Source organism: Priestia taiwanensis, assembly GCF_014638355.1.
In the GTDB taxonomy this organism is placed as follows: domain Bacteria; phylum Bacillota; class Bacilli; order Bacillales; family Bacillaceae_G; genus Priestia_D; species Priestia_D taiwanensis.
The window spans coordinates 1,299,380-1,312,593 of sequence record NZ_BMFK01000001.1; the positions used below are offsets into that span (position 1 = coordinate 1,299,380).

A 13,214-nucleotide genomic window follows, 5' to 3' on the forward strand; every position below is an offset into this window, starting at 1 on the left:
ATGTGGTCATTTAACAATAAAAAAGCTCCAAAACCTTTCTATATCAAGGTTTTGGAGCTGCTTTATTTACATTACACGTTTAAACATCTTCTCCAACTCGTACGTTGAATAATGAATCATAATTGGTCTACCATGTGGGCATGTGAACGGGCTCTCTGATTGACGTAATGATTCAAGTAGTGCAAAGATTTCATCGTTTCGTAAGTGATGATTTGCCTTAATTGATGCTTTGCAGCTCATCATAATAGCAGCTTCTTCACGTAGCTTTTTGATATCTACTTTCTTTGCCTTCAATACTTGTTGAATAATATCATCAATAATCTCAATTTCCTGTCCTTTTAGGAACCATTGTGGGTGTGAACGGACAATATAGCTCTGGTGTCCGAATTCTTCTAAGAAGATTCCTACTTTTTCAAGTTCTTCGATATTTTCCTGAATTAACAAGTATTCATTTAGTGATAGTTCGATATGATGTGGAACAAGTAGTTCTTGTACTTCATTTGCTACTTGTCCAACTTTTTCGCGGAAGTATTCGTACTTCACACGTTCCTGTGCTGCGTGTTGGTCGATTAAATAAAGACCATTTTCATTTTGAGCTAAAATATACGTACCGTGCATTTGACCAATTGGATAGAGAGGTGGAATTTTTTCTGTATCTTCTTCACACTTCTCTTCCTCCCACTGAATCTCTTCTTCTACTTCCTCTTCTACAAAAACAGGCGCTAAAGGTAATTCTTCTTCATATACAGGAAGTTCATATTCCGTTATTGGTGGTGGAACAAGGTCATATTCGATTCCATGCGTAGATGATTGTTCATGAACAACTTCCTGTTTCACCTTCTCTACCGGTACATACGTAATCGCTTCTTGTTTTTCTTCTATTTTCGGAGAGATGCTTGTCTTTGATAACGGAACATCCTTTAACTGGTGCTCAAACATAAATGTTTCTTGCACAGTCTCAACCTTTTTCTTTGGTCTCACCGGAGCCATTTCCGGTATGAGTCGTTCTTGACGCAGGGCATCTTTAATACATTCTTCAATTAATGCATTTAGCTCTGCTTCTTTACTAAAACGTACTTCTAGCTTCGATGGATGTACGTTTACATCGACTAACATTGGATCCATCACGATGGACAACAGGCCAATTGGATAACGTCCGATTGGTAGTAATGTATGAAAACCTTGCTGGACGGCACGGTGCAAAGGATAATTCTTCACATAACGACCATTTACGATAACCGTTAAATAGTTTCGTGATGCACGGTTTACTTCCGGTAAGGCCACATATCCTTCCATCGTGAAGTCTAATGATTCCGCACTTACTTTCTTTAACTTCTTCGCGACAGCCATTCCGTATATTGCCGCTAATACTTGTCTTACATCACCATTTCCGTTCGTATGAAGAAGCTTTCGACCATTATGCGTTAACTTAATACTTACATCTGGGTGAGATAAAGCGATACGATTCACGATATCGCTTATGTTCCCTATCTCTGTATTTACAGTCTTCATATATTTAAGGCGTGCAGGTGTATTGAAGAACAAATGTTTTATTTTGATTTCGGTACCTTTACGACTTGGCCCTGGTTCATGTGTAATAACATGACCGCCTTTTAAAACAAGATGCGTACCAGGGGCATCACCTGTACTTGTATTCAACTCTAGCTCACTAACAGACGCGATACTCGGTAGTGCCTCTCCGCGGAACCCGAGTGTACGAATACGGAATAAGTCATTCTCGTCCTTAATCTTACTCGTCGCGTGACGTTCAAAGGCTACTAACACATCTTCAGCCGCAATACCATCACCGTTATCAAGAATACAAATTTGTGACAAGCCACCTTCTTCAATTTCGATTTCAACGACTGTACTATTTGCATCAATCGCATTCTCAACAAGCTCTTTCACAACCGATGCCGGTCGTTCTACTACTTCACCAGCAGCAATCTTATTGGATAATATATCGTCTAGCTTTTGAATCTTCCCCATGATATCCCCCTTCCTTCATCTTTATTTTTTTAGTTTCTTTTGAATTGCATATAATGTATTAATCGCATCAAGCGGTGTTGTATCTAATAAGTCTAATTTACGAAGCATCTCTAATATGTCTTTTTCTTTTGACAATAGCTTTTCTTCTTTTTTTGGCTTCTCTTCAGCCGTACTAAAGAATGATAGTTGGTCATCTGCAAGTATATCAGCCTTTGGTTCTTCTTTTTTCTTTTCTTCTACTACTTCACGAACAATTTGTACTGGAATAGAAGCTACTGGTGCATCTTCTTCTAAGCTATTTAATACTTCTTGCGCTCGATTAATTAATGTTTTTGGTAAATTTGCTAATTCTGCAACGTGAATACCGTAACTCTTATCCGCTGCACCTTCTTTAATTTTATGAAGGAATACTACTTTTCCTTTTTCCTCTACTGCACTTACGTGAACATTCCTCAGCGCGTGTAATTGTTCTTCTAGTGCCGTTAACTCGTGGTAATGTGTTGAGAATAACGTTTTTGCACCGATATGTTCATGGATATATTCAATGATTGCTTGTGCTAATGCAATACCGTCATACGTCGATGTTCCACGCCCAATTTCATCGAATAAAATAAGGCTTCGCTCTGTTGCATGTGCAATTGCATTATTTGCTTCTAACATTTCAACCATGAACGTACTTTGTCCAGAAATTAAATCATCCGCCGCTCCAATACGTGTAAAGATTTGATCGAAGACAGGTAATAACGCTTCTGTTGCAGGTACATAGCAACCAATTTGGTTTAGAATGCTAATTAATGCGATTTGACGCATATACGTACTCTTACCCGACATATTTGGCCCTGTAATCAGGAAAATATTTAAGCCATCTTGCATCATACAGTCATTTGGTACGTAACGGCTTGATTCTAGCACTTTCTCCACAACTGGATGGCGCCCCTCTTTCACGAACATTTCACGTTTATCCGTTAAAGTTGGTTTCACAAAGTGATTCTCTTCACTTACTGTCGCAAAGCTTTGCAGGACGTCTAATTCACTAACAATTTTCGCTAATTGTTGTAAGCGTGGGATAAATGTTTTAACTTGTTCACGAAGCTGCACGAATAAATCATATTCTAATTGAACGATTTTTTCTTCTGCACCTAGGATCATCGCTTCTTTTTCTTTTAATTCATCTGTAATAAAACGCTCTGCATTCGCTAACGTTTGCTTACGCTCGTAACGCCCTTCTTGTAATGAAGCGAGATTTGATTTCGTTACTTCAATGTAGTAACCAAAAATACGATTATATCCAATTTTAAGCGACCTAATACCTGTTAATTCGCGCTCTTTACGCTCTAACTCAGAAATCCATGTCTTTCCGTTCTTGCTAATAAAACGATATTCATCTAACTTTTCATTATAGCCCTCTTTAATGATGTCCCCGTCTTTAATCGACAGTGGTGGTTCTTCTTTAATACTACGTTCTAATAGTGCTGTAAGCTCGGGACAAGCATCTAATGAATCAGCCATTTTGTCTGCATAGTCATTGCCAAGTTGTCCAACTAAATCTTTTAACGTTGGAATTTGCATTAATGAACGCTTCAATTGCATTAAATCACGTGCATTCACATTTCCAAATGCAACTTTCCCCGCAAGACGCTCTAAATCGTATACTTCCTTCAAGCTTTCTTTCATGTCTTCGCGGATGAAGAAATTATCTTGAAGCGTCTCGACCATATGGTGGCGCTGTTCGATTGCTGCACGGTTAATTAATGGACGATCAATCCATTGCTTTAAGAGACGACCTCCCATCGCTGTCTTCGTCTTATCTACTAACCATAACAGTGAACCGTTCTTTCCTTTTGAACGAATTGTTTCTGTTAGTTCTAAATTGCGCTTTGAATGCACGTCGATTTTCATAAATTGATTACGATCGTACAATTCAACTGGTTGTAAATGATCTAAGGCACGTTTTTGTGTCTTTAATAAATAGTTTAATAAACGTCCGAACGTTTCTTTTAACTTCGTTTGTGTTAATTTACTCACTAACGGTTGGAACGCATCAGAAATTGCCGTATCTTCTTCCAAAGATACAACGATTTGTAATTGTTGAATGACCTTTTGAATCGATTCGATTGGGAAAGTAGACGATACAACTAGTTCTTTCGCACCTAATGAGTGTACCTCTAATATAACCTCTTCTAACGTACCCCTAAATAACGTCGCTGTGTTTTCTCCTGTTGTTAAGTCATTACACGCAATTCCATATGAACCGTCTGCGAAGTCCGTTACCGATACGATATACGTGTTCGTCTTCTCATCCATCGTTTTACGTTCCATCATTGTCCCCGGTGTAATAAGTTGAACCACTTCACGGCGGACAATACCTTTAACTGCCTTTGGATCTTCTACTTGTTCACAAACTGCTACTTTGTATCCACGTTCAACTAATGTTTCAATATATCCTTTTGCCGCATGATACGGTACACCACACATTGGAATACGGTCATCTCCACCATCACGGCTTGTTAATGTAATCTCTAGTTCATGAGCTGCCTTCACCGCATCCTCAAAGAACATCTCATAAAAATCTCCTAAACGGAAAAATAAAAAGGCATCTTGATAATCTGCCTTAATCGATAAATATTGCTGCATCATAGGCGTATGCTTTGCCATTGTCATCCTCCACACTCTCATGTCTAATAATATCCCTTATTATAACATAACTTTCTCTTCTACTTAGAAGTAAATTTGGGGAGGTGAGACTGATTTTAAGCACAGTGCGATTGATACGATTCTCCATGATGTAGAAGATAAATCTTAATAAAGTATCTCTATTTTCCTGTTATTCAACAACAAAAAAAGCCAGGAAGAATATTCTTCCCAGCAATTACTCTTCTTCTGATCCAACAATGAAGTTTGGATCTAAGTCTTCAAATTCTTCATCGTTCACATCAAGACCCCAATCGTCATCCTGTTCGCATCCTTGAGGATCTACCATTACACACACTTTCGTTTCCCCTACTACTTCCACAACAAATTCTCTCTCCACTTGAACAATAATTTTGTTTCCATTTGGAGAAATAACTGCTTCTAAACAATTTGGATGTTGAATAACACGAGCGATAATTTCATAATCATCACCGAGTACTTCTTGATCTTTGAAGCGTAGGCGTACTTCATCTTTGTATGTCATTGTCTCTGTTACAACTTCTGTCTTTGTATTGTCATCATACGAATACCAAACGTTACTATCATAGCTTCCGTAAATCTCTACGTAATCACCATTTCGCTTTGCTTTATACACGTGGTTAATAACCCAGCATCCTAGAATACTCGTTGGGCAATGACTAGGACATACTGTATGCGTGGATTTTGTATACTTTCGTCCCTTTCCAATTACTGCTTTTGTAATAATCTCTCTGTATCCAGACATATTCACTAACCCTCCTCAGTCCATCTTCCTTCATTTCATCCTATGCAAGACAATCCTTATTCATTCCTAATACCTTCCCATAAATATGCAGGTTCAAAGGAAACGTTACTCACAAATTTTGTTGTGTCTTTCACGACTAAGAAATGATTGCTACTTCGGGATAAATGCCTAGTAGTAAAAGCACATCTACTGTATCATATGCATGAATTTCTAAATACGTGCCTCTTTTTTATAATAAAATTATGGTAAGTGAAATTTCAAAAGAAAGGAAACCAATCAGAAAAAAAGTCCAACGCATCATACGTTGGACTTTCACATAAATTAATGGCAACCGCAACCAGTGCCACAGCTTTTTCCTGCTGATGCTTGGATTTGTGCACCTGTTTCGCCGCGTAATACATCGCCGCCTGTTGACTCAATAATTTGGTCTGTTACTGTATTTGAAATAGTGTTTGCCACAAGTTGAAGTAAATCATTTACTTCTACTTGTGATGATTGGAACTCTTGAACAACTGGAATTGCATCTACTTCTTCTTGAAGATTCGTGATTTTTTCCTCTACACGCTTTAATGCTTCTGTCTTTCCGTAATGCTCAAAGTTAACTGCTTGCTTTTGTAATGCTTTAATTTCATTAATGTGATTTCTTACTGTTTCATTTTGATGAATAAGCGCTTCTGCACGCTTGAAAAAGTCTACTTCTTCTGTATTTGCAATCATGCTAGCAAGCTCTCTTGCACGAGCTACGATTTCTTCTTTTGTGTAATGTGTCATTACCTTACTCACCTCTACAATTTCTTCTATCATTTCACCATTTAAACTCCACGTTTTTGCATCGGTGATTTTTACTTTTATAATTTTACCAATTACTGATGTAGGGCCTACAAAGTTCACTAACTTATTCTTTGTCGTATAACCAGCAAGAACATCTTCATTATTCTTACTCGTGCCTTCAACAAGTACATCCACGACTTTACCGACGAATGCTTTATTCTTCTCTAATGCCATTTCATTAACAAGCGCATTTAGACGTTGTAAGCGTTCTTTTTTCACTTCTAACGGAACATTGTCTATCATCTTCGCAGCTGGTGTACCTTCACGCGGTGAGTAAATAAATGTATATGCATTATCATATCCTACTTCGCGATATAAAGATAGTGTATCTTCGAATTGCTCATCTGTTTCATTTGGAAAACCTACGATAATATCGGTTGTAAATGAAGCTTCTGGCATCGCTATTTTAATTTTGCTAGCAAGCTCTAAATAATGCTCTCTGCTATACTTTCTCGACATTAGCTTTAGGACCTCGGTACTTCCAGATTGAACTGGTAAATGGATATGATCCATTAAGTTACCACCTTTTGCTAACACTTCAATTAAGCGATCATCAAAATCACGCGGATGACTTGTCGTGAAACGAATACGTGGAATGTCAATCTTACGGATATCATCCATTAAATCGCCTAAACCGTACTCCATATTTTCTAAGTCTTTGCCGTATGCATTTACGTTTTGGCCAAGAAGGGTTACTTCTTGGTATCCTTGACGTGCTAATTCGCGCACTTCTGCGATAATATCTTCTGGACGACGACTGCGTTCTTTCCCGCGTGTATACGGTACAATGCAGTACGTACAGAACTTATCACATCCGTACATAATATTAACCCATCCTTTAATTTTCCCTTTACGTACTTTCGGAAGGTTCTCGATAATGTCGCCTTCTTTCGACCACACTTCGACAACTCTTTCCTTCCCAAACATCGCATCTTGAATGATATTTGGTAAACGGTGAATATTATGTGTTCCAAAAATCATATCGATGAATTGGTGCTTTTGAAGAATGCGGTTTACAACACCCTCTTCTTGTGACATACAGCCACATACACCGATTAATACGTCTGGATTCCTTTTCTTCAAAGGTTTTAAATGACCTATTTCACCAAATACTTTGTTTTCGGCATTTTCACGAATTGCACATGTATTTAACAAGATAATATCTGCATCTTCTGTTGAATGTGTTGCCTCGTATCCCATCGACATCAAAATTCCAGCCATGACTTCTGTATCATGTTCATTCATTTGGCATCCATATGTACGAATATAGAATTTATGACCTTTGCCGATAGCCTTCATTGATTCAGGAATTTCGAAATCGCGGTGAATTTGCACTTCTTCTTTCCCACGTTTTTTCGCATCCTTTAGAGACGGTGATTGATACACATTTTCGAAATACTTACTATAATCCTTCTCCGCTTTTTTGCCCGCCGGAATCGTGGATTGTAGCCTTTGTTGCTCGTTCATGAAACTAACCCCTCTCACAAAATATACACAATATCTACATATCACTTACTCTCATCTATTAAAAATAGCCGCTCTTTGCCCAGAAATGACATACTTATCTAGAAATAGATAGAAAATAATAGAAATATATGTATATATTATAACAGTATATCGTCTACTTTCAAGGTTAACAGAGTACGAATTAAATAATACCCAACTCTTTTCCAGCCTGCTCAAAAGCCGCTAACGCCTCTTGTAACTCCTCTTTCGTGTGCTGCGCTGTTACAATTGTTCGGACACGTGCAGCGTCTTTTGCAACAGTTGGGAACGCAATACTTTGTGCATATACACCATACTGCAACAACTTATCTGATAATTGATGTGCTAACACACTATCTCCTACGATAACAGGTGTAATTGGTGTTGCGCTTTTACCTGTATTAAATCCTAACTTCTCTAAGCCGTCTTTGAAAAACTTCGCATTATCCCATAGCATTTCCATCCATTGCGGTTCTTCTAACAGAACATCAATCGCTTCCATACAAGATGCTGTTACTGCTGGTGGATGAGATGTGCTAAATAAGAACGGTCTTCCTTTATGAATTAAATAATCGATTAATGTTCGCGTACTGGCAACATATCCTCCTAATACACCAATTGCTTTACTTAACGTACCAACTTGAATATGAACACGACCATCTAAACCAAAATGATTAACTGTTCCTCTACCATTTTCCCCCAATACACCAGAAGCATGTGCATCGTCTACCATGATAATTGCATCATACTTCTCCGCTAACTCCACAATTTGTGGAAGTGGTGCAATATTTCCATCCATTGAGAAGACGCCATCCGTTACGATTAAACGTCTACGGAAGCCTGTTGATTCTTTCAGTGCTTCTTCTAACGATTCCATATTTACGTGCTTATATACTTTGCGCTTCGCCTTTGTTAAACGAATACCATCAATAATAGATGCATGATTCAATTCATCTGAAATTACAACGTCCTCGTCAGATAAAATGGCTGATAATACACCTTGATTCGTTGTAAACCCTGATTGGAATACAAGTGCCGCTTCTGTATGTTTGAATGTTGCTAACTTCTTCTCTAATTCATCATGCATTGTAAATGTTCCTGCAATCGTACGCACAGAACCAGTACCAGCTCCGTAGTTCTCCACTGCGTCTAAAGAAGCTTTCGTTAAACGTGGGTGATCCGTGAATCCTAAGTAGTTATTTGAAGATAGCTGAATTACTTCTTTACCGTTAATTGTCACTTTCGAACCTTGCTTTGAATCTAAGATTGTTAGACGACGAAATACTCCGCCCTCTCTCATCTCTTGTAATTCTTTCTCTAAATGTTCAAATCCTCTCATGAAATACCCCTCCATTTGTTACGGAATTAAGACAACTTTTCCACATTTTCCTTCTATCATTAACTCGAAACCTTTTTCAAACTCTTCTAATGGTAATTCGTGTGTAATAAGCTCTTCTACACTTACTTGCTTTGCATGTAATAATGACGATACTTGTTGCCATGTTTCGTACATTTTTCTTCCCGTAATACCTTGAACTTCTATTCCTTTAAATACAATGTGATTTGTAACATCAACAGACACAGGTCGAACTGGCAAACTTAGAATAGACACACGTCCACCATTTGTCACCATTTCAAAACCTTGATTCATTGCAATTGGATGGCCCGACATTTCACATACAACGTCTACACCGTCACCGTTCGTTAAACTTTGTGCTACGGCTACTGGATCTTCATTCATTGAATGAACAACCGTTGTTGCCCCCATTTTCTTGGCTAGCTCTAAACGATATTCATTCACGTCAAATGCAAGTACTTGTGAAGCACCACACGCTTTTGCTACCGCTACTGCCATTAAACCAATTGGTCCACATCCAATAACAGCTACCGTACGTCCTGCTACTTCACCAGCTAATACAGTATGAACGGCATTTCCCATTGGCTCTTGAATAGACGCTACTGAGAACGGCATATCACTTGGATTTTTCCATAAATTCGTTGCTGGTAGTGCCACATACTCAGCAAAACATCCTTGGGTGTCAACTCCAATAATTTTCGTGTTTTTACAAATATGATATTGCCCACGTAAACATTGTAGACAGTCACCACAAACGATATGTGTCTCAGCTGATACGTGATCTCCTATTTTCACATTTGTTACCTTGTTACCTATTTCTACTACTTCCCCTGCAAATTCATGTCCAAAAACATATGGTGGATGAACACGACTTTGTGACCATTCATCCCATGTATAAATATGAACATCTGTTCCACATATAGATGTTGCTTTCACTTTAATCAATACTTCGTCTTCTTTAATACTTGGAATATCTACCATTTGTAGCTCTGCACCGAATCCACGGTGATGTTTCACGATTGCTCTCATTTTCCCTTGCACGATGAACACTCCTTTTGTCTCTCACTAGCAGATAGTATCATTTGTAGGAGGAATACTCCCCCACTTCCATATGTATCAACATACCTTATGAAGAACTTGTTTATGAATCACACACTTGTATGCGTTTACACTATTATTCTATCATTCAATTTTTCCTTGGTAAAGAAATTGGAGGAAACATCGATATTTTCGGAATAGACTGAATTTTAAACTTTAAAACTAACACTCTCTTCATACAAAAAACTCCTCATTTCACATGAAATGAGGAGTTCTCTATTATTACATGAATTCTTCAAGTAATTGATCAAATTTCTCTTTGCCTAACGTTAAGTTAGCATGTACTAACGATTCCTCGCTGTAACCTTGAATTAATTCTTGGTATGATTTTCGCTCTTTATTTTGATAAATTAAACCTGTTACTAAACCGTTGTTTTCCATTAATGTTTGCATTGCACTCATACGGTTGTGAGGATCATATCCCTCCACATCGCTAAGCTTTGTTAAGTTCTCTTTAAACCAGTCATATGTGTTCACTTTGTTGTAGGTTACACATGGACTGAATACGTTGATTAATGAGAAACCATCATGCTTAATACCTTCTTCAATTAACGCCGTTAACTCTTTTAAATCACTAGAGAAACTTTGTGCTACGAACGTTGCACCTGCTGTTAATGCCATTTCCATTACAGATAATGCTGGCTCAACAGAACCTTGTGGTGTACTCTTCGTCTTGAATCCAGCGCTACTACGTGGAGACGTTTGACCTTTTGTTAAACCGTAAATTTGGTTATCCATTACAATATACGTCACGTTAATATTACGACGAATTGCATGGATTGTATGACCCATACCAATCGCAAATCCGTCACCGTCACCACCAGAAGCGATAACTGTTAAATCACGGTTTGCCATCTTCACACCTTGTGCAATTGGAAGAGCACGGCCATGAATACCATGGAAACCATATGAATTAATATAACCAGAGATACGGCCCGAGCAACCGATACCTGAAACAACTGCTAAATTCTCTGGAGTTAGTCCTACGTTCGCAGCAGCACGTTGAATCGCTGCTTGAACAGAGAAATCTCCACAACCTGGGCACCAGTTAGGTTTTACATTATTACGAAAATCTTTAAATGTAGCCATTTTATAACAACTCCTTGCTATCGTTATATACTTGTTTTGGTAAGAATGGATTTCCATCGTACTTTAACAATGACTTAATCTTGTCTACGTACCCAAGATTCATTTTCATAATATTTGCTAACTGTCCAGTTGCATTGTTCTCTAGTACAATAACATGCTTAGCCTTTTCGATTAATGGTTTCATTTCATCACTTGGGAACGGGTGAAGTAAACGAACATGTGCATGGTTTACTTTGTAGCCGTCTTCCTCAAATTGAACCATTGCTTCTTCAATTGCACCTCTCGTTGAGTTAAATCCAACGAATAAGATGTCAGCATCTTCATGCGGAGCATTTTTATAAACAGGTGTATTGAAATTAATATTATCTAACTTGCGCATACGCTTATCCATCTGATCTTTACGATTTGTTGGAGACTCAGATGGTTTACCAGTTTCTGCGTGCTCTACACCTGTTACGTGGTGAATACCATTCTTCATACCCGGAATAACACGTGGCGATACACCATCTTCTGTTACTTCATAACGTTGGAAGTACTCTTTATTTTCTGATTCTGGGATTTCAACATTTAAGTCTAACTTACCTCGGCGGATTTCAATACGGTCGTACTGTAATGGTTCTACCGTTTGCTTACCTAGTGATAACTGTAAGTCTGTTAAGACAATAACAGGTACTTGGTATTCTTCTGCAATATTAAATGCATCTACCATATCATAAAAGGCTTCTTCTACTGTACTCGGAGCCATTACCACTTTCGGAATTTCACCGTGCGTACCGTAAATCATTGCCATTAAGTCTGATTGTTCTTGCTTCGTCGGAAGTCCTGTACTTGGTCCACCACGTTGCGTATCAACGATAACTAATGGTGTCTCTGTAATACCAGAAAGACCAATAGCTTCCATCATTAACGAAAGTCCTGGTCCAGCCGAAGCTGTTAACGTACGAACACCTGCGTAGTTAGCACCAATTGCCATTGTACATGCCGCAATTTCATCTTCTGTTTGGATGACTGCTCCACCAACAGCAGGTAGTTTCTTAATTAAATATTCCATGATCTCAGATGCAGGAGTGATTGGATAAGCTGGCATGAATCTCGCCCCTCCAGCTAATGAACCTAATGCAATTGCATCATTACCGATCATATACATACGTTTCTTGCCATCAGCTTTATCAAGCTGCATAACAGACTCGTCCTTAAGGAGTTCTTTAATATGTAACATACCTTGCTTAATTGCTTCCATGTTCTTCTCGACGATTTGTTGTCCTTTACGACCAAAAATCTCATCTACTACACTTTGGAATACAGAAATATCAAGATCTAATACAGCACTTGATGCCCCTACAGCCACCATGTTCTTCATGAGTGATGTACCTAGATCTGTTGCAATACCTGTAAATGGTACTACATACAATGTTACATCTGTTCCCTCAGGAATTGTTGGATTGAATTTCTCATCTGCAATCACAACCCCACCAGGTCTTAACTCATGGAAGTTCAAATCGATTGTTTCCTGGTCGAAAGCGACTAAAATATCAAGATCATCTGAGATTGCTCGTACTTGTGTTGTACTTACGCGAATTTTGTTGTTCGTATGCCCACCTTTAATACGTGAAGAAAAGTGGCGATACCCGTATAAGTAGTATCCCAATCTATTAAGAGCAACTGAGAAAATCTCACCTGTACTCTCAATACCTTCACCTTGCTGACCTCCAACTTTCCACGACAGTTGACTAACCATCTCCTACACCCCTTTTAATCTTGTACACTTATGCATCTAGTATCATTTGTGCTACGTATAAAAGCAGCAACTACCATAGTGACTACTACCCTTTCGCCGAACGATAAGCAGTTTAGTAGGACCTTTTTACACTAACCCTGATGATAGAGCGTTCGTTCTAGAGAATTATACCCTTGCTCATTCCCCCAGTAAAGAACTTATAAGAATTCAAA

At 38.4% G+C, this 13,214-nt stretch carries 8 protein-coding genes and 1 pseudogene; all 9 read right to left on the reverse strand.

Features of this window, described 5'->3' with window-relative positions:
- Positions 1-66 precede the first annotated feature (66 nt).
- Positions 67-1,989, reverse strand: a complete 1,923-nt coding sequence (gene mutL, locus IEV41_RS06780) for a DNA mismatch repair endonuclease MutL (protein WP_188387643.1) — start codon at positions 1,987-1,989, stop codon at positions 67-69.
- 21 nt (positions 1,990-2,010) lie between these two features.
- Positions 2,011-4,644 carry a DNA mismatch repair protein MutS gene (mutS, locus tag IEV41_RS06785; RefSeq protein WP_188387644.1) on the reverse strand — a complete coding sequence of 878 codons (2,634 nt, stop codon included), beginning with the start codon at positions 4,642-4,644 and terminating at the stop codon, positions 2,011-2,013.
- A 214-nt stretch (positions 4,645-4,858) separates the two neighbouring features.
- Positions 4,859-5,404, reverse strand: a complete 546-nt coding sequence (gene cotE, locus IEV41_RS06790) for an outer spore coat protein CotE (RefSeq protein ID WP_188387645.1) — start codon at positions 5,402-5,404, stop codon at positions 4,859-4,861.
- A 321-nt stretch (positions 5,405-5,725) separates the two neighbouring features.
- Positions 5,726-6,208 (reverse strand): YlbF/YmcA family competence regulator, encoded by a 483-nt coding sequence (locus IEV41_RS06795; RefSeq protein WP_308420335.1) that lies wholly within the window; start codon positions 6,206-6,208, stop codon positions 5,726-5,728.
- Positions 6,185-7,702 (reverse strand): annotated as a pseudogene (gene miaB / locus IEV41_RS06800) (tRNA (N6-isopentenyl adenosine(37)-C2)-methylthiotransferase MiaB); the annotation flags it as partial. The gene IEV41_RS06795 and the pseudogene miaB, both read right to left, overlap by 24 nt.
- 181 nt (positions 7,703-7,883) lie before the next feature.
- Entirely contained in the window at positions 7,884-9,059 is a 1,176-nt protein-coding gene (locus IEV41_RS06805; protein ID WP_188387646.1) for a glycine C-acetyltransferase, read from the reverse strand.
- Positions 9,060-9,077: 18 nt separating this feature from the next.
- The gene (gene tdh, locus IEV41_RS06810; protein WP_229722166.1) at positions 9,078-10,118 is read right to left on the reverse strand and encodes an L-threonine 3-dehydrogenase; all 1,041 of its coding nucleotides are present in this window, start codon (positions 10,116-10,118) and stop codon (positions 9,078-9,080) included.
- A gap of 279 nt (positions 10,119-10,397) precedes the next feature.
- Positions 10,398-11,264, reverse strand: coding sequence for a 2-oxoacid:ferredoxin oxidoreductase subunit beta (locus IEV41_RS06815; protein WP_188387647.1), 867 nt, complete (start codon positions 11,262-11,264; stop codon positions 10,398-10,400).
- Between the two features lies 1 nt (position 11,265).
- Positions 11,266-13,002, reverse strand: a complete 1,737-nt coding sequence (locus IEV41_RS06820) for a 2-oxoacid:acceptor oxidoreductase subunit alpha (protein WP_188387648.1) — start codon at positions 13,000-13,002, stop codon at positions 11,266-11,268.
- Between the last annotated feature and the right edge of the window lie 212 nt (positions 13,003-13,214).

Coding starts and splice junctions, on each gene's coding strand:
- mutL (WP_188387643.1), bottom strand. CDS start 1,989: ATGGGGAAGATTCAAAAGCTAGACGATATATTATCCAATAAGATTGCT.
- mutS (WP_188387644.1), bottom strand. CDS start 4,644: ATGGCAAAGCATACGCCTATGATGCAGCAATATTTATCGATTAAGGCA.
- cotE (WP_188387645.1), bottom strand. CDS start 5,404: ATGTCTGGATACAGAGAGATTATTACAAAAGCAGTAATTGGAAAGGGA.
- IEV41_RS06795 (WP_308420335.1), bottom strand. CDS start 6,208: ATGATAGAAGAAATTGTAGAGGTGAGTAAGGTAATGACACATTACACA.
- IEV41_RS06805 (WP_188387646.1), bottom strand. CDS start 9,059: ATGAGAGGATTTGAACATTTAGAGAAAGAATTACAAGAGATGAGAGAG.
- IEV41_RS06815 (WP_188387647.1), bottom strand. CDS start 11,264: ATGGCTACATTTAAAGATTTTCGTAATAATGTAAAACCTAACTGGTGC.
- IEV41_RS06820 (WP_188387648.1), bottom strand. CDS start 13,002: ATGGTTAGTCAACTGTCGTGGAAAGTTGGAGGTCAGCAAGGTGAAGGT.